Raw genomic sequence first — 23,254 nt, 5'->3', positions numbered from 1 at the left:
AGTGAGCGGCATTCTAGCGACAGCCCCAAAGCCGATATTTCCTCAATGCGACAACTAATTACAGAAGCGCCGGAGCGCAGGCGGGAGCGTATTGACAGGACTACGGAATGATGCAGAGCCAGAAAGAGTTTTTAACCGCATAACATAGCAATATTCGCACCTGAAATTGCAAAACCCAGACACCACGGGCTCTCCCACGCTTAATTAGATTTTTTTGTTACCGCGCAAACGCGACCGCATGGCCCGCGGCGTTCCCCACTGCCCCAAAACCGCGCCGGCTGTTACGCGCGAGGGTTACCGCGGCGGACACTCGATAAAAGTCAGCTTGCAGCTCGTAGGATGGGTTGAGCCTGCGATACCCATCGGTGTGGGTGATGGGTATCGCTTCGCTCGACCCATCCTACGCAGATGCTTCGACCGGAAAGAACAACGCCCCCGCTTCGGCTTGTGGCCGAGGCGGGGCGCTGGGTGCGGGTGCCGGGTCAGGCGGCCTGCATGTTGCGGTGGGCGTCGATCAGGTGTTGCACCACGCCAGGATCGGCCAGCTCGTAGGATGGGTTGAGCCTGCGATACCCATCGGCGTGGGTGATGGGTATCGCTTCGCTCGACCCATCCTACGCAGATGCTTCGGCCGGAAAGAACAACGCCCCGCCCCGGCTTGTGGCCGAGGCGGGGCGCTGGGTACGGGTGCTGGGTCAGGCGGCCTGCATGCTGCGGTGAGTGTCGATCAGGTGTTGCACCACGCCAGGATCGGCCAGCGTAGAGATGTCGCCGAGTGCATCGTATTCGGCGGTGGCGATCTTGCGCAGGATACGACGCATGATCTTGCCCGAGCGGGTCTTGGGCAGACCGGGCGCCCACTGGATCACGTCCGGCGAGGCGATCGGGCCGATTTCCTTGCGCACCCAGTTCTTCAGTTCCTGACGCAGTTGCTCGGAGGACTCCTCGCCGGCGTTGAGGGTGACGTAGACGTAGATACCCTGGCCCTTGATGTCGTGCGGCACGCCGACCACCGCCGCTTCGGCGACTTTCGGGTGGGCGACCATGGCGCTCTCGATCTCGGCGGTGCCCATGCGGTGGCCGGAGACGTTGAGCACGTCGTCGACCCGACCGGTGATCCACCAGTAGCCGTCCGCGTCGCGGCGCGCGCCGTCGCCAGTGAAGTACATGCCCTTGAAGGTCTTGAAGTAGGTGTCGACGAAGCGGTCGTGGTCGCCGTACAGGGTGCGCGCCTGGCCCGGCCAGGAGTCGATGATCACCAGATTGCCCTCGGTGGCGCCCTCGAGGATATTGCCGAGGTTGTCCACCAATGCCGGCTGTACACCGAAGAACGGCCGCGCCGCAGAGCCGGGCTTGAGCGCATGGGCGCCGGGCAGCGGGCTCATCAGGGTGGCGCCGGTTTCGGTCTGCCACCAGGTGTCGACGATCGGGCAGCGCGACTGGCCGACGGCCTCGTAATACCACTGCCAGGCTTCCGGGTTGATCGGCTCGCCGACCGAGCCGAGCAGGCGCAGGCTGGAGCCGTCGGCGCCCGCCACGGCGGCCTTGCCCTCGGCCATCATCGCGCGGATGGCGGTCGGCGCGGTGTAGAGGATGTTGACCTGGTGCTTGTCGACGATCTTGGACACGCGGCTGACGTCCGGGTAGTTCGGCACGCCCTCGAACATCACGGTGGTCGCGCCGTTGGCCAGCGGTCCGTAGATCAGATAGGTATGTCCGGTGACCCAGCCGATGTCGGCGGTGCACCAGAAGACTTCGCCCGGGCGGTAGTCGAATACCCGCTCGTGGGTCAGCGAGGCGTACACCAGATAGCCGCCGGTGGTGTGCAACACGCCCTTGGGCTTGCCGGTGCTCCCCGACGTATAGAGGATAAACAGCGGCTCCTCGGCACCCATTTCCTTGGGCGCGCAGTGGCTACCGGCGACCTTCATGAGGTCTTCGAACCAGACGTCGCGGTGCGGGTGCCACTTGATCTCACTGCCGGTGCGCTTGCAGACGATGATCTTCTGCACGCTGCTGGTCTCCGGGTTGGTCAAGGCGTCGTCGACGTTGGCCTTCAGCGGGGTCTTCTTGCCGCCGCGCACGCCTTCGTCGGCGGTGATCACCACCTTGGACTTGCAGTCGATGATCCGCCCGGCCAGGGCTTCCGGCGAGAAGCCGCCGAACACCACCGAATGGATCGCGCCGATGCGCGTGCAGGCGAGCATGGCCACCACCGCTTCGGGAATCATCGGCATGTAGATGGTCACCACGTCGCCGCGGTGCACGTCCTGGCCGCGCAGGGCGTTGGCGAACTTGCAGACCTGCTCGTGCAACTCGCGGTAGGTGATTTCCTTGTGCTCGGACGGGTCGTCGCCTTCCCAGATGATCGCCACCTGGTCGCCACGCTCGGCCAGATGGCGGTCGAGGCAGTTGGCGGAGACGTTGAGGGTGCCGTCGGCGAACCACTTGATGTCGACGTGGTGATCGTCGAACGAGGTCTGCTTGACCTTGCTGAACGGCTTGATCCAATCGATGCGCTTGGCCTGTTCGCGCCAGAAGCCGTCGGGGTTGATCACCGACTGCTGGTACATGGCTTTGTAGGTGGCCTCGTCGGTCAGCGTCTGGGCGGCGACCTCGGGGCGGACGGGATACAGGGAAGCGGCACTCATGGAAATAACCTCGGTGACAGTTGTTGTTCTATGCCACCTTTTGTATCCGCCGCCTCCCGCCAGGGCCATTCGACCATGGTAGTACCGAGCCCACAGGCAAACTTATGGGCTTATAAGCCCGACTTTTCCCAACCGTGCGTACGCCGCCCCTAGCGAGGCAGCGGACCACTGTGCTCGGCGATGCAGCGGGCATCGGCGGCCAGCATGGCTGGCAGGGTGTCACGCAGGAACTCCACCCAGGTCCTGATCTTGGCGTCCAGGTACTGCCGCGAGGCGTACAGCGCGAACACGTTCAGATGATGCAGGCTGTAGTCCGGCAGCACGCGCACCAGGCTGCCATCGCGCAGGCCGCTGGCTGCCGAATAGATCGGCAAGGCGCCGATGCCCATGCCGGCGCGTACGCTTTCGGTCATCGCATCGGCGTTATTCACCTGGAAGGGGGTCTTGCCGATGCTGACCATTTCCTCGCCCTGGGGGCCTGCAAACCGCCACCTGTCCAGCGACATCGCCGCGTTCACCAAACGCAGGCAGCGGTGCTCGTTGAGCTGCGCCGGGGTGTGCGGCGCACCGTGCTTGTCGACATAGGCCGGCGAAGCGCAGAGCACGCTGAAGGTCTGGCCCAGCGACTTGGAGACGAAGCCCGAGTCCGGCAGTTCGGCGGCGAGCACCACGGAGATGTCGTAACCCTCGTCGAGGATATCGGTGCTGCGATTGGCCAGGGTCAGGTCGAAGCTGACCTCGGGGTACTTGTCGCCATACTGGGCAATCGCCTTGATCAGGTAGTGCTGACCGATCCCGGTCATCGCATGCACCTTCAGCGTGCCGGCCGGCCGCGCGTGCGCTTCGCCCGCCTCGGCCTCCGCCTCCTCGATGCAGCCGAGGATCTGCTGGCAGCGCTGCAGGTAGCGTTCGCCCGCCTCGGTCAGCGCCACGCGCCGCGTGGTGCGGTGCAGCAAACGCGTGTGCAAACGCGCCTCGAGCTTGGCCACCGTGCGCGACACATAGGCGGTGGTGAGGTCCATGCGCTGGGCGGCGGCGGTGAAACTGCCGCATTCGGCGACACAGACAAAGGTGCGCATGTTGTGCAAGAGGTCCATCGTGCTCCCGGAGCGAGCTGAAGAAGCCGCGAATTTTCACACATTCAGCAACATTCAATTATTGCCTGTTCAGACAACAATGAATCGCTAATCCGTCAGCTTATCTTCGCCCCGGCCGCCTCCTAGAATCGCCGCCCCACCTGCGGCCACCCGCACCATCCCAGGATTAGCAGCTGTGCCTCGCCCACCGTGCACCTTCCTTGCGCTGGCCAACCGGCCGGCCACCCCATGCCTCCATCTCCGCGCCGGCGGCCCAACACCCCATCTCCATCGCCCTCATCCGATCACGGAATAAACCCATGAACCTGGTTTTCCCCGCACTGCCCTCGTCGGGCGAACTGCGCCGTGCGCTGGCCGAATGGGCGCAAAGCGATGGCGTTACCTGGGCCTTCATCGGCAAAGCCTTGCTCGCCGCGTTCGGCGCGCTGTGGTTGGCCTATCGCCTGGAGCTGCCGCAACCGAGCACGGTATTGGTCAGCGTCTTCATCGTCATGCAGCCGCAAAGCGGCCAGGTGCTGGCGAAGAGTTTCTACCGCATCGTCGGCACCCTGATCGGGCTCGTGGCGATGGTCGCAATGATCGCCCTGTTCGGCCAGGAGCCGGTGCTGTTCCTACTCTGCGTGGCCATCTGGGTCGGCCTGTGTACCGCCGGCGCGGCCCGCTACCGCGACTTCCGCGCCTATGCCTGCCTGCTCGCCGGCTACACCGTGGCGATGATCGGCATCCCCGCCGCGCCGCACCCGGAGGCGGCGTTCATGCAGGCGCTCTGGCGGGTGCTGGAGATCAGCCTGGGCATCCTCTGCTCCGGGCTGGTCAGCGCGCTGATCCTGCCGCAGAGCAGTGGCGCGGCGCTGCGTCATGCACTCGACCGGCGCTTCGCCGAATTCGCCGGGCTGGCCAGCGCCGGGCTCGACGGCAGCCTGAAGATCGCACGCTTCGAGGATGCCAGCGCGCGCTTCGCCGCCGAGGCGGTCGGCCTGGAAAGCCTGCGCGACGCCACCCGCTTCGAAGACCCGCAGATGCGTCTGCGCAGCGGCCGGCTGGCGCGCCTGAACAGCGAGTTCATGCAGATGACCACGCGCTTCCATGCCTTGCAGCGGCTGCTCGAACGCCTGCGCACGCAGCACGCCGCATCGGTACTCGAACACCTCATGCCGTGCCTGCTGCCGATCGGCGAGCTGCTCGCCCCCTGGCAGCAGCACCTGCTCGACGATGCCGCCGCCACACTGCTGGCCAGGCAGCTCGACGAAGGCCGCCAGGCCCTGCTGCCACGTATTCGCGACGGCCGTGCGCGCCTGCTCGCCAGTGCCCCCAGCGAGGCCGAGCAACTGGACTACGACACCGCCGCCGAGCTGCTCTTTCGCTTCACCGAAGAGCTGCACAACTACGCCCAGACCCACGCCGCGCTGGCAGCCCACAAGCATGCGCGCGAACAGTGGCACGAGCGCTTCACGCCGCGGGCGAACGCGCTGGCGGCGGCGGTGGCCGGGCTGCGCTGCACACTGATGGTCGTCTGCGGCGCGACACTGTGGATCGCGACCGACTGGCCCAGCGGCCCCACCTTCACCCTCACCGCGGTCATGGTCTGCGCCCTGGCCTCGACCTCGCCGAATCCGCAACGGCTAGCCCGGCAACTGGCGCTGGGCACCCTGATCGGTGCCACCCTGGGCTTCTGCCTGACCTTCCGCGTGCTGCCGCTGCTGGATGGCTTCCCCCTGCTCTGCTGCGTACTGGCGCCGATCTACGCACTGGGCGCCTGGCTGCTCGCAAGGCCACAGTGGAACGGCTGCGGCGTCGGCTTGCTGATGTGGTTTTCCTGGACCTCGCTGCCGGCCAACCTGACCCGTTACGATGCCGCCCTGGTCATCAACGAATACCTCGCGCAGCTCCTCGCGATGGGGCTGGCGATACTCGCCACCGCGCTGATCCTGCCACCCAACCGCCCCTGGCTGTGGCAACGCCTGGAAACGCAGCTGCGCCTGCGCGTGGCCGATGCCATCAGCGCCCCGCTGAAGGGCCTCAGCGCCAGCTTCGAGAGCAGCACCCGCGACCTGCTGACCCAGGCCTACGGGCTTGCCGCCGGCCGCCCGGACGTGCAGCGCCGACTGCTGGGCTGGATGTTTCTGGTGCAGGAAATCGGCCACGCGATCATCGAATTGCGCCGCGAGCAGGCCGCCCTGCCCGCCGAGCGCTGCTATGCGCCCAACATGCCCTGGCGCCGGGCGATCCGCACGCTGGGCCGCGCCCTGATCCGCCTGTTCATCCAGCCCAGCGCCGCCAACCGCCAGCGCGCCCTCGGCGCTGTCGAACATGCCATTCACAGCACCCGCCATACCGCGGAACCACGCCCAGCGCATTTCGACAGCTCGCCGCTGCGGCGCGTGCTGAGCTACCTGCACTTCATCCGTACCTCGCTGCTCGACCCGCAGTCGCCGCTGCCGTCATACGAAACCTGAGCCCGTAGGGTGGAAAACCGCGCAGCGTTCTCCACCAGCGCGGCGGATGTGAAAAGCGACATCCACCCTACGGCGGGGCATCGAGACGGATCGTAGGATGGGTCGAGCGCAGCGATGCCCATCGCCAGCCCCGGCGCCCAACACCAACCTCCAGGCCGGATTTCCTGGCCTTCCGGGAGATTGTTGCCTCCCAGTACAGAGTCTTTCAGTCGCCCAGCCATATAACCGCGCGGCCCCGGGACGTAGCATTTCCCTGCGCTGAAAACGCACCAAGAAACACGTCCGAAACCCTGATTTCCACCCCATCCATCCCCTCCCGATGAAGGTGCCGGTCTTCGTCCAGGCCAACATACGCCTGGATTTCGGCCTGCCATCGGCTGGAGATGCAGATAAGGAAGGTATGCAATGAAAGCTGTAGCCATCCTGGCCCTGGCCAGCCTCTCCTCCCTCACCCTTGCCGCAGAAGCGACCGCCAGCGACCCGCAACAGGACTCCGCCGTGGTGCCCTACACCTACGGCATGAAATTGGATATCGCCCACGTGGTCTCGACCACCGACATCTCCAAGGACTGCGGCGTCGTCCCGGCGCGCATGACCTATGACGACTCGCAAGGCCAGCGCCACACCATCCAGTACCGGGTCTGGGGCAACGGCTGCCACGAGGGCTAAGCACGGCCGTCCATAAAAGGTTATGTCCCAGTTACGTGTCGCATGGATCAGTGTTTTTTGGAGGAGCGGATTTATCCGCGAGCAAGGGATGAGCCCTTTCGCGAATGAATTCGCTCCTACACGTTCGGAATGTGCTGACAGCCCGCAGGGCGGGTAATGCGGCGCCCCGGATTACGACTGGAGTTCATCGGTAGGATGGGCTGCGCAGTCCGGCAGTGATTGCCAGCAAGCTGGCTCCTACACAGCGCTGCAGCACGCAACTGGGACATAGCCACAAAAAAGGCGGCCCGCTGGGCCGCCTGCAACATTCCGGGAGAGTGGAATGGGAAAACACGTCATCCAGAAACCACGCAGGAGCTGGATGCAGCCTTTGTACGCCCGCCAGCCAGAGCCAGCCATTCCACCATGGTCTAACAAGACTCAGCAGACCCATCGCCCTGCTCATCCTCAACTTCAACGCCCGCCGTGCTAACGACGACAAACGCCACGGCACTGGCCAGCAGCAAGAGCGCGGCGAAGGCGCCCATCACATGCTGATAAGGCATCACATGATTCCACGGGCGGGCCACCCCCAGGAATGCGGCGAATAGCCAGCCACTCATGGACAGCGCGCCCAAGAGCCCAAGGCGGACGCGGGCAGAGCCGGGCAACAAGACGAAAGGCGCTTTTTGCAACAGAGGGAAACCGGCTTTGTGCAGCAACGCGCCGTTCAGGCTCAGCAGCGTGACCACGCTGACCTTGGCCCAGAGTTTCTGATTGAGCAGATAGCCAATACCTTCGTCGAGATAGCCCATCAGCACCAACAGCAGGCCAGTCCCCCACAGAAACAGCAGCGCCAGGGTGACGATCTGCTGGGTTTCCGCTAGCTGCTCACGCATCGCGCGGTTGAGCAACTCCTTGCGCCAGCGCCAGAGCTTGTGATCGGCCTGCAGCATGGTCCCGAGGGCGATGCAGGTAGCGAGCAGATGGCTGTATATGAGCAGCATTTTAAGCATTGCATTCACCTTGTTTTTATTAGGGATGGCAATGCGACCCCTAGGACTAAAGTCTTAGAGATATTAATAATACTTATCATTTAGATCAACATCTTTCCTAAGCTGCCGGCGCGCGACTCAGGTCTTGCCCTGCCCATGCTGGCGCAGCTTATTGGCGATGCGGGTGGCGCACTTGGGGCGCACGCCTAAATTAGGGCGTAAGCCGCCGCTCAGAGCATGGCCTGCGCCGTCAGGGCCACAGCCGCCACCGCTACCACAACCAGCAGCCCCAGCCATGCCTTGTTCAGCGGTCGCTTCGCCTGCACCGCCGGCTCGTCACGCTTCTGCGCGGCATTGGCCGCCGCCACTCGCAACGGATTGGTGATTGCCGGCTGGCTAGCTGGTTTAGGCTTGGCTGGTTTGGGCAGGTCGATGGCGCGCATGAACAGGGTGGCGTCTTCATCTTCGACCTGGGGCACCTCGACCTTGGGTCCGATCACCAGCAGGGTCACCGAGCCCATGCGTACCTGGTCGCCGGGCAGCAACACGGCCGTGCTGAGCTTCTGGTGGTTGACGAACACGCCGTTGGCGGAGGCCAGGTCCTTGATCTCCAGCACGTCGTCCTTGAGGAAGAACTCGCAGTGTCGGCGCGACAGCTCCAGGTCGCTGAAGCACAGCTCGCACTTCACGGAGCGGCCGAAGGTCATCGAGCCGGTCACATGGTACTTGTGGCCCTGATGCTCGCCCTTGATCACCTGCAGGAACCAGCGCGCGGGCGCCTCGGCCTTCGGCTTGTTCTTCGCCGGGTCGACCAGCAGCAGCTCCAGCGAACCGAGCCGCACCTTGTCGTCCGAGCGCAGTTGGTAGCGCGCGCCGATGCGCTCATCGTTGACATAGGTACCGGCCTGGGTCCCGCAGTCGGTCAGGTAGTAGAGGCCGTGATCCTGGCGGATTTCGGCATGAAAAGGGCTGATCTCCGAATCCGTCAGCACCAATTTGTTGCGGCTGTCCTGGCCGATGGTGAAGCGTTCATCCACCAGCCAGATGGGCGCCTGGCGATTGTCCGTGAAGTGAATCCTAAGCATGCTCGGTGTCTACCTTAAGAAAGTTGCGCAACGCCAATTCAACCCGTGACCCTATTACTCACCACCTGCACCTTACGCCGGCAGCGGTCACTCAACCGGCCGCTCGGCACCGCGCGCTCAATTATCGAAGAGACGATTCCATAGGCGCTTGATGGCGTTCGGTTGCTTCTGCTCCTGGCTGCTCGACGAGTTCGTTGCGCGGGGGCGCGTCGCCCGGGCCTTGCGCACGCGTTGCTCATGGTCATCGTAAAGCTTGAGCAGCACTTCGTTGTCGGGCTGCGCTTCCAGGCCATGCTTGATGTATTCCAGCGCCAGGGCGTATTCCCGTCTGGCATAGGCGCCTTCGCTCTGGTCGATGTAGTGTTGTGCCACGCGCTGCAGCCCAGCCAACGCCTGCTCTTGCCCCGGCACCCAGCCCAGCACCTGGCGGTAATAGAACACCGCGCTGTTGTCCTCGGGCAGCAGCAGGCGCTCCTCGGCGATGCTTCGCTCGGCCAGCTGCAGGTAGCCGGCGACCCGCGCCTCGAGCACCCGTTGCAAACCGGACTCGGCGTCGGCATTGGCCTCATCGAGCAGCAGCACCTGGCGGAAGAAGTAGTCGGCATTATCCTGCGCCGGCTCGAGCAGCTTGCCTTCGGCCAGACGCTGTTCGCCGCGGGCGAGGAAGTCGGCGATCTTCATCTGCTGATGGACGTAATAGCCCGCGCCGCCGGCAACGCCGACCAGCAGCAGCCCGAGCAGCGCCCACAACAGGCGCACGGGCGTGCTCCGCCCGCCAGTGGCCGCCCGCTGTTTGCCGGGTCGCTCCAAGCTCAGCGCCGGGGCGAGGCGCGTGTGGTCCAGCTCCGCCTCGCTCAGCTCGGCCAGGCTTGCCAGCAGCACCCTGCAGTCGGCAAAGCGCTCGTCGGGGTCCTTGGCCAGCATGCGCTCCAGCAAGTTCTGGTACTGACTCAGGTGCGCCGGCAGGCTGGGCAGCTCCATCTGCACATGGTTCATCACGGTCTGGGTGTAGCTGGAGCCGCGATAGGGATTCGCCCCGCTGAGCATTTCCAGCAGGATGACACCCAGGCTGTAGATATCGCTGCGCGCATCCAGCGGCTGGCACTGCGCCTGCTCCGGGCTGCTGTAGGCCGGGCTGCCGACGGCGATGTTGAACTGGGTGAGTTCGTTGTCCAGTTCCAGTTCCTTGGCGATGCCGAAATCGCTGATCACCACCGTGCCGTCGTCACGGAAGAGGATGTTCGCGGGCTTGATGTCGCGATGCACCAGACCTTTCTCATGCACCACGGCGAGGCCGCTGGCAATCTGCCGGACGATGGCCAGGGCGCGCTGCGGCTCGAACACCTCGCCCTTGTGCTGGGCCAGATCGCCCCCGGCGACAAACTCCATGGCCAGGTAGTGACGGCCATCGGCCAGTTTGTCGATGTCGTGGATGGTGATGATCGAAGGGTGATGCAAGGAGGCGACGATATGCCCCTCCTTGATGAAGCGTTTGCTGAACGCCTCATCATCGGCGCTGCGCAAGACCTTCACCGCCACCTTGCGGTGCAGCGACTCCTGGGTCGCCAGATAGACCTCGGCCATCCCGCCCTTACCCAACCGCCCGTGCACGCTATAGCCGGGTATTTCAAGCAACCTGTCATTCATGGGGAGTCAGTGCGCGTCGAGTGGTTATTGCTTGCGAAGGTTCAACAACTTACTGAGAAAACTGCGCGGCCGAGCCTCGGCAACCGGCTGTTCCGGCACTGCGCGGCCCAGCACTATGCAGGAGATATTGTCCTTGCCGCCCAGCTGGTTAGCCCGCTCGATCAACTGCGCCACCAGCCCATCGAGGGTGCTGACGGTCGCACAGAGCTGCTGGATCTGCTGATCGGTCAACTCGCAGGTCAAGCCGTCACTGCACAATAGGAGCAGCTCACCTGGCCCCAAGGTCCCCTGCACCAAGCCAACCTCCAGTGCCTGTTCATCCCGACCCAGGCAATGGGTGATGACGTTCCGCCGCGGATGGCTGCGCGCTTCGTCTGCGCTCATCTCACCGGCATCGACCATCGCCTGCACCCAGCTGTGATCCCGAGTCAGTTGCCCGATGCTGTCGGCGCTGACCCTATAGGCCCGACTGTCGCCGATCCAGGCCAGCTCGAAATCGGCCCCGGCAAAGCGGACGGCAACCACTGCGCTGCCCATGCCGCGCCGGTTGGAGTCCTGCCCGGCCGCAGCGAGGATGGCGGCATTCGCCGCATGGATGGCGGCGACCAGATCGGCTCCGCTCGCGGTCGCTTCCCGCAGGGTTTCCAGCGCGATGGCACTGGCCACCTCGCCACACTGGTGGCCGCCCATGCCGTCGGCGACCGCCCACAGCTTCAGCTCCGAACAACAGAGCACGGCGTCCTCGTTGTGCCGGCGCACTCGGCCTGTGTCCGTCTGCGCCGCGTACCCTATGAACTCATCGGTGAGCGTCATTGGCATGTTTTTTATAACCTTTGGTACTGCAGATTGGCATTTTAATGCCTGCGATGAAAAGCACGAAACACACCGCAGCGGCTGTTTCGGCAGTGGTGCATGATGCGACTGCCGCCCGGCGCTGTCATTGTTCTGCATAGATTTCCGCACGAAGTGTTAAGCAGTCGAGGCTTGGGCCTCTACTCCTTACCCAAGCCATGCTGGCGCAATTTGTTGGCGATGGTGGTGTGCGACACGCCGAGGCGCTTGCCCAGCTGACGACTGCTCGGGTGCTCGGCGTAGAGGCGCTCGAGCACGGCCTTCTCGAAGCGGCCGAGAATCGCGTCCAGGCCGCCTTCCAGGGAGAAGTCGCCGAGCGGCTGCGGCGCGCCGTAGTCCGGCAGGCGGATATGCTCGGCCTTGACCGTGCCGCCCTCGCACAGCGACACCGCCTGGAACAACACGTTCTCCAGCTGCCGCACGTTGCCCGGCCAGTGGTAGTGGTTGAGGCGCTCGAACGCTTGCGGCGCAAGCTTGGGCAGCGGACAGCCGATCTGCCGGCTGGCCGAGTCGAGGAAGTGCTCGGCCAGCGGCCCCAGCCCATCCAGGCATTCGCGCAGCGGCGGGATATGCAGCGAGAGTACGTTCAAACGGTGATAGAGGTCCTGGCGGAATTCGCCCTTGGCGCACAGTTCGGACAGGTCGACCTGGGTCGCGCAGATCACACGCACGTCGAGGTACACCTCCTCGTCGCTGCCGACCCGGCGGAAGCAGCCGTCCTGCAGGAAGCGCAGCAGTTTGGCCTGCAGGCGCGGGCTCATCTCGCCGACGCCGTCGAGGAACAGCGTGCCGCCGGCGGTCAGCTCCAACAGGCCGAGCTTGCCCTCCGGGCGCGCGCCCTCGAAGGCGCCGGGGCCGTAGCCGAACAACTCGGTCTCGGCCATGGATTCCGGCAGGCCGGCGCAGTTCAAGGCCATGAACGGCGACTGGCCGCGCGGGCTGGCCAGGTGGCAGGCACGCGCCAACAGTTCCTTGCCGGTGCCGGTCTCGCCCTCGATCAGCAGCGGCGCATCCAGCGGCGCCATGCGCCGCGCCTCGCGCACCACCGCGGCCATGACCTTGGAGCTTTGGAAGATGCTGTCGAAGCCGCGCAGTTCCTGCTTACGCACGTGGTAGATGCGCTCGCCGACCCGATCGGCGCGATGCAGGGTGAGCACCGCGCCGGCCAGGGCGTCGCTCTCGTCATGCTCGGTCTGCAGCGGGGCGATATCGGCGAGGAAGATGTCACCCTTGACCTTGACCCGCAGGCCGTTGATCCGCGACTTGTTGGCGCGCACCAGTTCGGGCAGGTCGAAGTCCTCGGCGTAGCGCGACAACGGAATCCCCGGCACCTCGTCGACCCGCACGCCGAGCAACTGCGCGGCGGCGCGGTTGGCAGCGACGATCGAGCCGCCCATGTCGATCGACAGCACCGGGAAGTCCAGGGCGCCGAGCAAGGCGTTCAGCTCCAAATGGCGGCGCTCGCTGGGCATCAGGCCGACGCGCTTGACCCCGAACACCCCGGGGATGGCTTCCAGCTTCGGCCGCAGGGCCTGGAACTGCAGATTGATCAGGTTCGGGCAGTGCAGATAGATGGCATTGCCCTGCTCGCCGCCGACCTCGCCGCGGGCGACGTTGATGCCGTAGTCGACCAGCAGGTTGAGGATGTCGCGCAGGATGCCGACGCGGTTCTGGCAGTGGACTTTGATGCGCATGGCAGGCAACTCGGAAGTGGATTCACCCCCTCTCCCATTCACGGGAGAGGGGACGCATCAGGCCGACTTTTCAGCCGCCGGCCCGATTCTTTCGTAAAGAATATGTGACAACTCCTATCTCCAGCAAGGCGATGGCTGGTGCGCGCCGGAATCTCGTAACTGTTTCTTTACGAAAACACCCGTATTCCTGACCCTCGGCGCTGCCAGAGGCACTCCTATTGGCAACGCTTTCGCGCTATCAAGCAGTCAATACAACAACAAAACTCCGCTTGAGGAGGCGCGATGAACAACACGCCCTATGTCGCCCGCGAACCCGATGCCGATGGCTTCATCCATTACCCGCAAGCCGAGCATGAGGTGTGGCACACCCTGATCAGTCGCCAGCTCAAGGTGGTCGAAGGGCGCGCCTGTCAGGAATATCTGGACGGCATCGAGCAGCTCGGCCTGCCCCTGGAGCGCATCCCGCAGCTCGGCGAACTCAACCGCGTGCTCGAACAAGCCACCGGCTGGCGCGTGGTGCGGGTGCCGGCGCTGATTCCGTTCCAGACCTTCTTCGCCCTGCTGGCCAGCAAGCAGTTTCCGGTGGCCACCTTCATCCGCCGGCCGGAAGAACTCGATTACCTGCAGGAGCCCGACCTGTTCCACGAGGTCTTCGGCCACTGCCCGCTGCTGACCAACCCCTGGTTCGCCGAATTCACCCACACCTACGGCAAGCTCGGCCTTCAGGCCAGCAAGGAAGAGCGCGTCTACCTGGCTAGGTTGTACTGGATGACCATCGAATTCGGTCTGGTCGATACCGCCCAGGGCCGGCGCATCTACGGCGGCGGCATCCTCTCATCGCCGAAGGAGACTCTCTACAGTCTGTCGGATCAGCCCGAGCATCAGGCCTTCGATCCGCTCGACGCGATGCGCACGCCCTATCGCATCGACATTCTGCAGCCACTGTACTTCGTCTTGCCCGAGCTCAAGCGCCTGTTCGAGCTGGCCCACGAGGACATCATGGGCCTGGTCCAGCAGGCCATGCGCCTCGGCCTGCACGCGCCGAAGTTCCCACCCAAAGCCGCGTAGGGTGGATAACGCCGCTTGCGGCTTATCCACCTCTGATTAAACCGCGTGGAAAACGCTGCGCGGTTTTCCACCCTACGCTTTGATCATCCCAGCATTTTCCGGAGCCCGACCATGACCGCCCTTAGCCAAGCCCACTGCGAAGCCTGCCGCGCCGACGCCCCGCACGTATCCGAAACCGAACTGGCCGAACTGCTCAAGCAGATTCCCGAGTGGAACATCGAAGTCCGCGACGGCGTGATGCAGCTCGAACGCACTTACCTGTTCGGCAATTTCAAGCACGCCCTGGGCTTCACCATAGCGGTCGGCGCCGTCGCCGAAGCCGAGGGCCATCACCCGGCGCTGCTCACCGAGTGGGGCAAGGTCCGCGTGACCTGGTGGACCCACGCCATCAACGGTCTGCACCGTAACGACCTGATCATGGCCGCGCGCACCGACGAAGTGGCGAACAACTCGATGGGCCGCAAGTGAGCGCTGTGATGCGGCGCCTGTCGTTACTGGCAGCAGTTCGCTAACCTGAGGGCAAGCATCCCCACAGGAGAGTTCCATGCGTTACCGCTCGTTCACCGCCACCCTGCTCTGCAGCCTGCTGGTTGCCGCCTCCGCCAGCGCCGCGCCCAAGGGCGACCACGGCAACTCCGGGCATAAGGGCGGCAACGCCCAGTACGATGACGACGTCCGCGTGGATCTCAGAGGGCCGAGCATCGACATCGGCCAGGTGCGCATCATCCTCGGCGACAACCGCGACCTGATCGGCCCGGTGCAGGGCCTGCCGCCGGGCATCCAGAAGAACCTGGCACGCGGCAAGCCGCTGCCACCGGGCATCGCCAAACGCTTCGACAGCCGCCTGCTCGGCAAGCTGCCGCATTACGATGGCTATGAATGGCAGCAGGCCGGCGCGGATGTCGTACTGGTGGCGATTGCCACGGGGATCATCTACGAGGTCTTGCACGACGCGCTCGATTGACCGGCCCTGGAGCGGCCTTCTCGGTCAATCCCGCAGGATGGGTTGAGGCGTACCGCGCCGATACCCATGGCACCGCCTGATGGGTATTGCTGCGCTCAACCCATCCTACGTACTTAAGCCCGGTAGGGTGGAAAACCGCGAAGCGTTTTCCACCGGCGCGGCGGTGGATGTACAAAGCGACATCCACCCTACAACTGCCTTTAGCGGCGAGTTCTGTCGCGCAGGTACTCCAACACCTCGGCCTGGGTGCCGCGGAACTCGATGCGCTCGGCCTTGCTCTCGAGCTGGAAGGCGTACATCGGGTCGTAATATTCCGCCAGCAGCCCCTCGATCCAGCCGCGGTGCAGTTCCACCGCGCCGCTGCGCTGCTGCTCGTCGAGCGCTTGCTGCATCAGTTCGGCGAGGCGCTGGTAGCGCTCACCACCAAGGCGCTTGACGATATTCGCCAGGCTTTGCTGCAGGCGTTCGCCGAAGCGCGCGAAGCCCTGCTCCGGCCCATGCTCGGCGATAAATTCGCCATACAGGCCGATCACATAGTCGCGCAGGATGCGTTCGACGCGCTCCTCGAAACCGTCCTCCAGCCACACCAGCGGATAACCGCGCATGCCTTGGAACAGTTCCCAAGGCACCGAGCAGCTGCCGATGCTGCGGCCTTCGTCTTCCAGTACGAACTGCTCGATACCGGCCGCGCGCTTCTTGAGGATGTCGACGGCCAGCTGGTTCTCGAAGTCGATCTGCGCCGGCTGCGCGGTGGCGCGCTTGCCGAAGCTGGAACCGCGGTGGTTGGCGTGGCCCTCCAGATCCAGGCCGTTGGCCAGTTGCAGGACCACATCGGTCTTGCCGCAGCCGGTCAGCCCGCCGACCAGGACGAAAGCGCACTGCTCGACAGCCTGCTCGAGGGTTTCCAGCAGGAAGTTACGCAACGCCTTGTAGCCGCCGATCACCCGCGGGTAGGCGATGCCGGCCTCGTTCTTCAGCCACTCCTGCACCAGTTGCGAGCGCAGGCCGCCACGGAAGCAGTACAGATAACCCTCGGGATGGCGGCGGGCGAACTCCGTCCAGGCGGCGATGCGCTGCTCTTTGAGATCGCCGCTGACCAGCCGGTGGCCGAGTGCGATGGCCGCCTGCTGACCGTGCTGCTTGTAGCAGGTGCCGACCTTCTGCCGCTCCAGGTCATCCATCAGCGGCAGGTTGACGGTATGCGGGAAGGCGCCCTTGCCGAATTCCACCGGCGCGCGCACATCCATCATCGGCACATCGCGCAGAAACAGTTCGCGGTAGTCGGCGCTGTCGTCACGCATCACAGCACCTCGACCGCATGGCGCTGGCGCTCGAGCAACAGGCCGATTGGCTCGAGGCTCAGGCCCAGCTCGGCGGCCAGGGCCAGGAACTCGCCCTCACCCTCCGCGCTCACCGCCACCAGCAGGCCGCCGCTGGTCTGCGGGTCGCACAGCAGCAGCTTCTGCTCCTCGCTCAGCGGCGCCAGTTTGTCGCCGTAGCTGTCGAAGTTGCGATGGGTGCCGCCGGGCACGCAGCCCGCGGCCAGATAGTGCTCGACGCCCGGCAGGCGTGGCACCCGGGCGTACTCGACGCGCGCGGTGAGGCCGCTGCCCTCGGCCATCTCCAGCAGATGGCCGAGCAGGCCGAAGCCGGTGACGTCGGTCATCGCCGTCACCCCGGCCAGCTTGCCGAAGCGGCTGCCGGGCTTATTCAGGGTGCACATCCAGTCGCGTGCCAGACCGACGTCTGTCGCACGCAGCTTGGCCTGTTTCTCGGCGGTGGTGAGGATGCCGATGCCCAGCGGCTTGGTCAGGTACAGGCGGTCGCCGACCTTGGCGGTGTCGTTGCGCTTCAAGTGACGCTTGTTCACCACCCCGGTGACGGCCAGGCCGAAGATCGGCTCGGGGGCGTCGATCGAATGCCCGCCGGCCAGCGGAATACCTGCCGCCTCACAGACCGCGCGACCACCGGCGATCACCTCGCGCGCCACTTCCGGGGCCAGCACATTGACCGGCCAGCCGAGGATGGCGATGGCCAGCAACGGCTCGCCGCCCATGGCGTAGATGTCGCTGATGGCGTTGGTGGCGGCGATGCGGCCGAAGTCGTAGGGATCGTCGACGATCGGCATGAAGAAGTCGGTGGTCGACACCACCCCGCGCTCCTCGTCCAGCGCGTAGACCGCGGCGTCGTCACGCGAGGCGTTGCCGACCCAGAGCTTGGGATCGAGCTGCTGGGCGCCGCTGCCGGCGAGAATCACGTCGAGTACCTTGGGGGAAATCTTGCAGCCACAGCCAGCGCCGTGACTGTACTGGGTCAGACGGATCGGCTCGCTCATCGGGCAGTCCTCATGATGGTATGGCGGCGGATTCTAACAAAGTCGCGGCCGGACTCACCTTCCTGCCCATCGGCGCGGGCAAACACCTATAATTCGCGAGCTTTTTCCGCTATTGAACCGGAGAACCCCCATGCTCAAACGATCCTTGGCGCTCGCCGCCGGCTTTGCCCTGTCTCTATCCGCAGTCATCACCCACGCCGCCGACACGCTCAGGGTTAGCGCCATCCCCGATGAGGCCCCCACCGAACTGCTGCGCAAGTTCAAGCCGCTGGGCGCCTATCTGGAACAACAGCTGGGCATGAAGGTCGAGTTCGTGCCGGTGGCCGACTACCCGGCGGTGGTCGAGGCGCTGGCCACCGACCGTCTGGACCTGGCCTGGCTGGGCGGTTTCACCTTCGTCCAGGTGCGTTTGAAAACCGGTAACGCCATTCCCCTGGTGCAACGCGAGCAGGACGAGAAGTTCACCAGCAAATTCATCAGCGCCGACCCGAAGGTCAAGAGCCTGCAGGACCTGAAGGGCAAGACCTTCGCCTTCGGCTCGATTTCCTCCACCTCCGGCAGCCTGATGCCGCGCTACTTCATGTTGCAGGACGACATCAAGCCGGAGGATTTCTTCAGCCGCGTGGCCTACTCCGGCGCGCATGACGCCACGCTGGCCTGGGTGCAGGCCGGCAAGGTCGATGGCGGCGTGCTCAACGCCTCGGTCTGGCAGAAGCTGGTCGACGCTGGCAAGGTCGATCTGAACAAGGTGCATGTATTCGCCACCACGCCGACCTACTACGACTACAACTGGACGGTGCGCGGGACGCTCGACCCGGCGCTGGCGGCGAAGATCAAGCAGGCCTTCCTCGCCCTCGACCCGGCCAACCCGGAGCACAAGGCGATTCTCGACCTGCAGGCCGCCAGCCGCTTCATCGAAACCAAGCCGGAAAACTACCAGGGGATCGAGGACGCCGCCCGCGCCGCCGGCCTGTTGAAATGACCCTGCGCTTGACCCGGGCGAGCCTCAGCCATGCCAGCGGATCGACCGCCCTGCGCGGCATCGATCTGCACATCGCCGCCGGCGAACGAGTCGCCATCATCGGCCCCTCGGGCGCCGGCAAGACCAGCTTGCTGCAACTGCTAGCCACCGGCCTGCGCCCGACCACCGGCAGCGTGGAAGTGCTCGGCGCCCAGCCCTGGCGGCTTTCCGGCCGTCAGCGCCAGCGCCTGCGCGCATGCATTGGCCTGGTCCACCAGGCACCACCGCTGCCGGCCCGGCAGCGGGTGGTGACCGCGGTGCTGGCCGGCAAGCTCGGCCAGTGGGGGCTGTTGAAAGGCCTACTGAACCTGCTGCATCCGCTCGACCTCGCCGGCGCGCAGACGGCGCTGGGCAAACTGGACCTGGGCGACAAGTTGTTCGCCCAGTGCCAGCAACTGTCCGGCGGCCAGTTGCAGCGCGTCGGCATCGCCCGCGTGCTGTACCAGGCGCCGCAATTGCTGCTGGCCGACGAGCCGGTGTCGGCCATGGACCCGGTGCTGGCCGGGCACACCCTCGGCATCCTCTGCCGGCATGCCAGCGAACAGCGCATCACCCTGGTCGCCAGCCTGCATGCGGTGGAACTGGCACTGGCGCACTTCCCGCGCATCATCGGCCTGCGCGACGGCCGCATCGCCTTCGACCGCCCGGCCGCCGAGGTCGACCAGGCGCTGCTCGACGCGCTCTACGCCAACGAGCAGCTGGAGTCGCCGCCAGCGCCGACGATCACCGTGCGCGTGCAGATTCCACGATGCTGAAGGCCGTGACCCGCGACCCCGCCAGCCTGCCGCGCCTGCTGTTGACGGCCCTGACCCTGGCCCTGCTGTGGCCGGGGGTGCGTCTCAGCGAACTGGACCTCGGCGTGCTGCTCGACGGCGACAGCGCCGCCGGGATGGCCAGCTTCATCGCCGGCTTCTGGCCGCCGGCGCATGACCCCGAGTTTCTCCTGCTGCTGTGGCAGGCCACCCTGCAGACCCTGGCGATCGCCACCGCCGGCATGGCCCTCGCCCTGCTGCTGGCGCTGCCCGCCAGCTTGCTGGTCAGCCGCGCGCTGTCGCTGTCGGCGCTGCCGCGTGGCGGGCTGCCGGTGTGGTGGGCGCGCCTGCTGCGCTGGCCGGTGCGCGGGCTGCTGATCTTCCTGCGCAGCGTGCCGGAGATCGTCTGGGCGCTGCTGTTCGTGCGTGCCGTCGGCCTCGGCCCGACCGCCGGGGTGCTGGCCATCGCCATCACCTACAGCGGCATGCTCGGCAAGGCCTACGCCGAGATCTGCGAGTCGGTGGATCGTCGGCCAGCCCAGGCGCTGATGCTCGCCGGCGGTGGCCGGCTGGCCGCCTTCGCCTACGGCATCCTGCCGAATGCCGGGGCGGAGATGCTCTCCTACACCGTCTACCGCTGGGAATGCGCGATCCGCGCCTCGGTGGTGATGGGCTTCGTCGGCGCCGGCGGGCTGGGCCAGCAGATCGACCTGTCGCTGCGCATGTTCGCCGGTGGCGAGGTGGCCAGCATCCTGCTGACCTTCCTCGTCCTGGTGCTGCTGGCCGATCTGCTCAGCCGCCTGCTGCGCGCGAGGCTGACATGAACCGCCTGCTCAATTTGCTGTTGCTGCTGACCATCGCCGCTGCCGTGGTGGCCTCCTTCGCCTACCTGGCCATCGACCTCGGCAGCGTGTTCGGCGCCGACAGCCTGAGCCAGATGGGCGCCTACGCGCGGCGCTTCCTCAGTCCCGACCTGAGCGCCGAGCATCTGCGCGCCATCGCCCGCGGCGCCCTGGAAACCCTGGCGATGTCCGCGCTCGGCACACTGCTGGCGGCGTTGCTCGGCCTGCTCCTGGCGCTGCCCGCCGCCGGCCGCTTCGGCGCTCTGGCGCAGAGTGCCGCGCGCCTGCTGCTCAACGCCTTGCGGGCGATTCCCGAGCTGGTCTGGGCGGCGCTGATGGTGCTGGCCGCCGGCCTCGGCCCGAATGCCGGCACCCTGGCCCTAGCCCTGCACACCGCCGGGGTGCTCGGTCGGCTGTTCGCCGAGGCGCTGGAGAACACCCCGACTGAGCCCGGCGAAGCCATCCGCCTGAACGGCGGCAGCCAGATCGCCGCGTTCTGCTACGGCAGCTTGCCGAACCTGTGGCCGCAGCTCTTGGCCTACATTCTCTATCGCTGGGAAAACAACATCCGCATGGCCAGCGTGCTCGGCTTCGTCGGCGCCGGCGGCCTCGGGCAGATGCTCTACGTCAGCCTCAGCCTGTTCCAGGAGGCGCAGGCCAGCACGGTGATCCTCGCCATGCTGGTGCTGGTGTTCGGCGTCGATGCGCTGAGCAACTGGGCGCGGCAGCGCTGGGTGCGGGCGTAAATTTGCTCCCCTCTCCCACTTGTGGGAGAGGGGCCGGGGGAGAGGGAGGGAGGCAGCTCGCCCTCTCCCTAGTTGTAGGGTGGATGTCGCTTTGAACATCCACCGGTCCGCTGGTGGAAAACGCTGCGCGGTTTTCCACCCTACGGAGCTGGTACGTAGGATGCGGTTGAGCGCAGCGATACCCATCGGCGCCCCTGTTGGGTATCGCTGCGCTCAACCCAACCTACAAGAGCAAGGCCAATCTACCCAAAGCGCACGCAATAGATCGGCGGCAGGTGTGCCGACAGGCACTGCCAGCTGTCGCCCGCGTTCTCCGACAGCCATAGCCCGCCGGTGGTCGAACCCATGGCCAGGCGCTCGCCGCTGGCGTCGATGTCCAGTCCATGGCGGTAGATCAGGTCATAGCTCGGCGACGCCGGCAGGCCACTGGTTAGCGCCTCGAAACTGCGCCCACCGTCGCGGGTGCGGTTGACCAGGAAGCGCGCGTCCACCGGCACCCGGCACTCGTCCTTGACCGCCGGCACGAACCAGGCGGTATCCGCCTGCTGCGGATGGACCACCACGGCGAAGCCGAAGCTGGAGGGCTGCGCCGGCACCTCCTGCCAGTGCTCGGCGCCGTCGGTGGAGCGGAAGATGCCGTTGTGGTGCTGCACCCACAGCGTCTCGGGCTGCGCCGGGCAATGCACCATGCGATGCGGGTCCTGAACGCTGCCCTCCTCGCGCCGCTCCGGCGGCATGTAGGCGGCGAACATGCCGCTGCTGGTGCAGTTCCAGCTGGCACCGCCGTCATGGCTCTGCCAGACGCCACCGCAGGAGATGGCGACGCTCAGGTGCCGGCTGTCGCGCGGATCGACGCAGATCGAATGGATGCCGGGATAGTCATAGCCACCGCCGAACCACTGGCTGCGCGTGGGCTGGTCCCACAGCGGCCGGTTGAGGCTCCAGCTGTCGCCAGCGTCGGCGGAGCGGAACAACCCGCCGGGGATGGTCCCGGCCCACAGCACGCCGGGCTGGTCGGCACCGCCAGGCTCCAGAATCCACAGCTGCTGCAGGTTCCAGGGCGCCGGCGGCGGCTGACCCTCGACGGGTGCAGGTGGTGGTTCGGGAGGCTCGGGCTGTGGCGGATAGACCGGCACCGCGCAGGCCTGCCAGTCCGCCTGCCCCGCCGGCCGGCGCCAGAGTTTGACGCCGAAATGGCCGAGGTTGAGCGCGGCGTACAGCGCCCCATCGCGCGGGTCGGCGAGCACCATGCTCACCGGCTCGCCGAGAAAGTGCGTCTGCGCCAGCTCCCACTGCCCGCCGCTATTGCGCTGCAGGATGAACAGGCCCTTGCGGGTGGCTATCAGTAGTCGGTCGCTCATAAGCAATACCTCCTCAACCGCCGGACAGCGCCTGCACCACGTAAATGTCCGTTGCGGCGTCGATGCTGTCGCTGAGATGGAGACGATCGCGAATCGCCAGGCCATCGACGAACACCGCGATATGTCGGCGCAGATGGCCCTGGTCGTCGAGCAGATAACCACGCAGCTGCGGCTTGGCGCTGAACACCTGCTCCAGCGCGGCCGCCACCGTCGGCGCCGTCACCTCGCAATCGGGAACCGCAACATGCCGCTGGATGGCAGGGGCGAAGACGAGATGGGACATGGCTCGGAACACAGCAGGAAAATGGACGCTTACAGTCTAGAAGCGCTGACCACAGTTGGGCAGGTGAGCGACTGGTGGTCGCCCGCGTCTCAGAACCGACTCGCGATCTCGCGAGTTAGATGATCTCTCGGTAGGTTGTTCATTCGGAGGCGCCGCTTTAGCTCCCCTCTCCCATTCATGGGAGAGGGGTTGGGGGAGAGGGGAATCAGGCAGGAAAGACGTTGGCCTGACCGCTCGGCCCCTCTCCCTAGCCCTCTCCCCAGAGGGGCGAGGGGATAAAAGCAAAAAGCACAGCAGATCGTAATCAGACTCTCAGAACTCCACCTTGCCGCGCCCGGCCTTGATCGCCCCGCGCTTGGTCTTGCCTTCCAGGCGGCGCTTCTTCGAGCCAAGGGTCGGCTTGGTCGGCCGCCGGGCCTTCTCGGTCTTGCCGGCATTGCGGATCAGTTCGGCCAGGCGCTCGAGGGCGTCGGCGCGGTTCTGTTCCTGGGTACGGTATTGCTGGGCCTTGATGATGACCACCCCGTCGGCGGTGATGCGGCTGTCGCGCAGGGCCAGCAGGCGTTCCTTGTAGAACGGCGGCAGCGACGAGGCCTGGCTGTCGAAGCGCAGGTGCACCGCGCTGGACACCTTGTTGACGTTCTGCCCGCCGGCGCCCTGGGCGCGGATGGCGGTCAGCTCGACCTCGTCGTCGGGCAGATGGACGCTGTTGGAGATCACCAGCATGGCGGTACGCAAGCTATCAGGGGTGCCCAGC

General features: G+C 65.6%; 21 protein-coding genes. 9 read left to right on the top strand and 12 right to left on the bottom strand.

From position 1 onward, the window contains the following. Positions 1–695 precede the first annotated feature (695 nt). Both acs and D3880_RS07765 read right to left on the bottom strand, forming a co-directional pair. The gene (gene acs, locus D3880_RS07770) at positions 696–2,651 is read right to left on the bottom strand and encodes an acetate--CoA ligase (RefSeq protein ID WP_119892906.1); all 1,956 of its coding nucleotides are present in this window, start codon (positions 2,649–2,651) and stop codon (positions 696–698) included. Positions 2,652–2,800: 149 nt separating this feature from the next. After that, a complete protein-coding gene (locus D3880_RS07765; RefSeq protein ID WP_119892905.1) occupies positions 2,801–3,748 on the bottom strand; it encodes a LysR family transcriptional regulator in 948 nt (315 codons plus the stop codon). 299 nt (positions 3,749–4,047) lie between these two features. Here D3880_RS07765 and D3880_RS07760 point away from each other — a divergent pair, with 299 nt between their 5' ends. Then, positions 4,048–6,204, top strand: a complete 2,157-nt coding sequence (locus D3880_RS07760; protein WP_119892904.1) for an FUSC family protein — start codon at positions 4,048–4,050, stop codon at positions 6,202–6,204. 405 nt (positions 6,205–6,609) lie between these two features. Beyond that, on the top strand, positions 6,610–6,873 hold the full coding sequence (locus tag D3880_RS07750; RefSeq protein ID WP_119892902.1) for a DUF2790 domain-containing protein: 264 nt from the start codon (positions 6,610–6,612) through the stop codon (positions 6,871–6,873). Positions 6,874–7,283: 410 nt separating this feature from the next. Here D3880_RS07750 and D3880_RS07745 read toward each other — a convergent pair whose 3' ends face one another. From D3880_RS07745 to D3880_RS07725, 5 genes are all read right to left on the bottom strand, one after another. Further along, positions 7,284–7,868: a hypothetical protein gene (locus D3880_RS07745; RefSeq protein ID WP_119892901.1), complete on the bottom strand. Its 585-nt coding sequence runs from the start codon at positions 7,866–7,868 to the stop codon at positions 7,284–7,286. Between the two features lie 209 nt (positions 7,869–8,077). After that, positions 8,078–8,932, bottom strand: a complete 855-nt coding sequence (locus tag D3880_RS07740) for an FHA domain-containing protein (protein ID WP_119892900.1) — start codon at positions 8,930–8,932, stop codon at positions 8,078–8,080. 117 nt (positions 8,933–9,049) lie between these two features. Next, positions 9,050–10,579, bottom strand: a complete 1,530-nt coding sequence (locus tag D3880_RS07735) for a serine/threonine-protein kinase (protein ID WP_119892899.1) — start codon at positions 10,577–10,579, stop codon at positions 9,050–9,052. Positions 10,580–10,603: 24 nt separating this feature from the next. Next, the gene (locus D3880_RS07730) at positions 10,604–11,398 is read right to left on the bottom strand and encodes a PP2C family protein-serine/threonine phosphatase (RefSeq protein ID WP_119892898.1); all 795 of its coding nucleotides are present in this window, start codon (positions 11,396–11,398) and stop codon (positions 10,604–10,606) included. A gap of 173 nt (positions 11,399–11,571) precedes the next feature. Beyond that, complete coding sequence (locus D3880_RS07725) at positions 11,572–13,125, bottom strand: sigma-54-dependent transcriptional regulator (RefSeq protein WP_119892897.1); 1,554 nt, start codon at positions 13,123–13,125, stop codon at positions 11,572–11,574. 282 nt (positions 13,126–13,407) lie between these two features. Here D3880_RS07725 and phhA point away from each other — a divergent pair, with 282 nt between their 5' ends. The 3 genes from phhA to D3880_RS07710 all read left to right on the top strand — a co-directional run bounded on the left by phhA (position 13,408) and on the right by D3880_RS07710 (position 15,157). Continuing rightward, on the top strand, positions 13,408–14,193 hold the full coding sequence (gene phhA / locus D3880_RS07720) for a phenylalanine 4-monooxygenase (RefSeq protein ID WP_119892896.1): 786 nt from the start codon (positions 13,408–13,410) through the stop codon (positions 14,191–14,193). Between the two features lie 111 nt (positions 14,194–14,304). Then, entirely contained in the window at positions 14,305–14,661 is a 357-nt protein-coding gene (locus D3880_RS07715) for a 4a-hydroxytetrahydrobiopterin dehydratase (RefSeq protein WP_119892895.1), read from the top strand. Between the two features lie 76 nt (positions 14,662–14,737). Continuing rightward, complete coding sequence (locus D3880_RS07710; protein WP_119892894.1) at positions 14,738–15,157, top strand: anti-virulence regulator CigR family protein; 420 nt, start codon at positions 14,738–14,740, stop codon at positions 15,155–15,157. Positions 15,158–15,357: 200 nt separating this feature from the next. Here D3880_RS07710 and mnmH read toward each other — a convergent pair whose 3' ends face one another. Both mnmH and selD read right to left on the bottom strand, forming a co-directional pair. After that, positions 15,358–16,458, bottom strand: coding sequence for a tRNA 2-selenouridine(34) synthase MnmH (gene mnmH / locus D3880_RS07705; RefSeq protein ID WP_119892893.1), 1,101 nt, complete (start codon positions 16,456–16,458; stop codon positions 15,358–15,360). Then, the gene (gene selD, locus D3880_RS07700; protein ID WP_119892892.1) at positions 16,458–17,492 is read right to left on the bottom strand and encodes a selenide, water dikinase SelD; all 1,035 of its coding nucleotides are present in this window, start codon (positions 17,490–17,492) and stop codon (positions 16,458–16,460) included. Before selD ends, mnmH begins: the two co-directional genes overlap by 1 nt. 130 nt (positions 17,493–17,622) lie before the next feature. Between selD and D3880_RS07695 the strand changes: the two genes are divergently transcribed. Genes D3880_RS07695 through phnE form a run of 4 tightly spaced genes read left to right on the top strand, consistent with a single transcriptional unit; the run spans position 17,623 to position 20,853 of the window. Further along, on the top strand, positions 17,623–18,474 hold the full coding sequence (locus D3880_RS07695; protein ID WP_119892891.1) for a putative selenate ABC transporter substrate-binding protein: 852 nt from the start codon (positions 17,623–17,625) through the stop codon (positions 18,472–18,474). Beyond that, positions 18,471–19,268, top strand: coding sequence for a phosphonate ABC transporter ATP-binding protein (locus tag D3880_RS07690; RefSeq protein ID WP_119892890.1), 798 nt, complete (start codon positions 18,471–18,473; stop codon positions 19,266–19,268). The genes D3880_RS07695 and D3880_RS07690 overlap by 4 nt, the downstream gene beginning before the upstream one ends. Next, entirely contained in the window at positions 19,262–20,089 is an 828-nt protein-coding gene (locus D3880_RS07685) for a PhnE/PtxC family ABC transporter permease (protein ID WP_119892889.1), read from the top strand. Before D3880_RS07690 ends, D3880_RS07685 begins: the two co-directional genes overlap by 7 nt. Then, positions 20,086–20,853: a phosphonate ABC transporter, permease protein PhnE gene (gene phnE, locus D3880_RS07680; RefSeq protein WP_119892888.1), complete on the top strand. Its 768-nt coding sequence runs from the start codon at positions 20,086–20,088 to the stop codon at positions 20,851–20,853. Before D3880_RS07685 ends, phnE begins: the two co-directional genes overlap by 4 nt. Before the next feature lie 242 nt (positions 20,854–21,095). On the opposite strand, the gene D3880_RS07675 is transcribed toward phnE, so the two are convergent. The 3 genes from D3880_RS07675 to arfB form a co-directional block, all read right to left on the bottom strand. Continuing rightward, on the bottom strand, positions 21,096–22,214 hold the full coding sequence (locus tag D3880_RS07675) for a WD40/YVTN/BNR-like repeat-containing protein (protein WP_119892887.1): 1,119 nt from the start codon (positions 22,212–22,214) through the stop codon (positions 21,096–21,098). A gap of 13 nt (positions 22,215–22,227) precedes the next feature. Beyond that, positions 22,228–22,497: a ubiquitin family protein gene (locus D3880_RS07670; protein WP_119892886.1), complete on the bottom strand. Its 270-nt coding sequence runs from the start codon at positions 22,495–22,497 to the stop codon at positions 22,228–22,230. 312 nt (positions 22,498–22,809) lie between these two features. Beyond that, on the bottom strand, positions 22,810–23,223 hold the full coding sequence (arfB, locus tag D3880_RS07665) for an alternative ribosome rescue aminoacyl-tRNA hydrolase ArfB (RefSeq protein ID WP_119892885.1): 414 nt from the start codon (positions 23,221–23,223) through the stop codon (positions 22,810–22,812). Positions 23,224–23,254: the final 31 nt, after the last annotated feature.

The sequence above is a fragment of the Pseudomonas cavernae genome, assembly GCF_003595175.1.
GTDB lineage: Bacteria > Pseudomonadota > Gammaproteobacteria > Pseudomonadales > Pseudomonadaceae > Aquipseudomonas > Aquipseudomonas cavernae.
This window is presented reverse-complemented; position numbering and strand designations above follow the sequence as displayed.

What these genes read in the sequence shown, in the direction of transcription:
- D3880_RS07735 (WP_119892899.1), bottom strand. Translation starts at nt 10,579, where the DNA reads ATGAATGACAGGTTGCTTGAAATACCCGGCTATAGCGTGCACGGGCGG.
- D3880_RS07685 (WP_119892889.1), top strand. Translation starts at nt 19,262, where the DNA reads ATGCTGAAGGCCGTGACCCGCGACCCCGCCAGCCTGCCGCGCCTGCTG.
- D3880_RS07745 (WP_119892901.1), bottom strand. Translation starts at nt 7,868, where the DNA reads ATGCTTAAAATGCTGCTCATATACAGCCATCTGCTCGCTACCTGCATC.
- D3880_RS07695 (WP_119892891.1), top strand. Translation starts at nt 17,623, where the DNA reads ATGCTCAAACGATCCTTGGCGCTCGCCGCCGGCTTTGCCCTGTCTCTA.
- arfB (WP_119892885.1), bottom strand. Translation starts at nt 23,223, where the DNA reads ATGCTGGTGATCTCCAACAGCGTCCATCTGCCCGACGACGAGGTCGAG.
- acs (WP_119892906.1), bottom strand. Translation starts at nt 2,651, where the DNA reads ATGAGTGCCGCTTCCCTGTATCCCGTCCGCCCCGAGGTCGCCGCCCAG.
- D3880_RS07710 (WP_119892894.1), top strand. Translation starts at nt 14,738, where the DNA reads ATGCGTTACCGCTCGTTCACCGCCACCCTGCTCTGCAGCCTGCTGGTT.
- D3880_RS07765 (WP_119892905.1), bottom strand. Translation starts at nt 3,748, where the DNA reads ATGGACCTCTTGCACAACATGCGCACCTTTGTCTGTGTCGCCGAATGC.
- D3880_RS07675 (WP_119892887.1), bottom strand. Translation starts at nt 22,214, where the DNA reads ATGAGCGACCGACTACTGATAGCCACCCGCAAGGGCCTGTTCATCCTG.
- phnE (WP_119892888.1), top strand. Translation starts at nt 20,086, where the DNA reads ATGAACCGCCTGCTCAATTTGCTGTTGCTGCTGACCATCGCCGCTGCC.
- D3880_RS07740 (WP_119892900.1), bottom strand. Translation starts at nt 8,932, where the DNA reads ATGCTTAGGATTCACTTCACGGACAATCGCCAGGCGCCCATCTGGCTG.
- D3880_RS07690 (WP_119892890.1), top strand. Translation starts at nt 18,471, where the DNA reads ATGACCCTGCGCTTGACCCGGGCGAGCCTCAGCCATGCCAGCGGATCG.
- mnmH (WP_119892893.1), bottom strand. Translation starts at nt 16,458, where the DNA reads ATGCGTGACGACAGCGCCGACTACCGCGAACTGTTTCTGCGCGATGTG.
- selD (WP_119892892.1), bottom strand. Translation starts at nt 17,492, where the DNA reads ATGAGCGAGCCGATCCGTCTGACCCAGTACAGTCACGGCGCTGGCTGT.
- phhA (WP_119892896.1), top strand. Translation starts at nt 13,408, where the DNA reads ATGAACAACACGCCCTATGTCGCCCGCGAACCCGATGCCGATGGCTTC.
- D3880_RS07760 (WP_119892904.1), top strand. Translation starts at nt 4,048, where the DNA reads ATGAACCTGGTTTTCCCCGCACTGCCCTCGTCGGGCGAACTGCGCCGT.
- D3880_RS07750 (WP_119892902.1), top strand. Translation starts at nt 6,610, where the DNA reads ATGAAAGCTGTAGCCATCCTGGCCCTGGCCAGCCTCTCCTCCCTCACC.
- D3880_RS07670 (WP_119892886.1), bottom strand. Translation starts at nt 22,497, where the DNA reads ATGTCCCATCTCGTCTTCGCCCCTGCCATCCAGCGGCATGTTGCGGTT.
- D3880_RS07725 (WP_119892897.1), bottom strand. Translation starts at nt 13,125, where the DNA reads ATGCGCATCAAAGTCCACTGCCAGAACCGCGTCGGCATCCTGCGCGAC.
- D3880_RS07730 (WP_119892898.1), bottom strand. Translation starts at nt 11,398, where the DNA reads ATGCCAATGACGCTCACCGATGAGTTCATAGGGTACGCGGCGCAGACG.
- D3880_RS07715 (WP_119892895.1), top strand. Translation starts at nt 14,305, where the DNA reads ATGACCGCCCTTAGCCAAGCCCACTGCGAAGCCTGCCGCGCCGACGCC.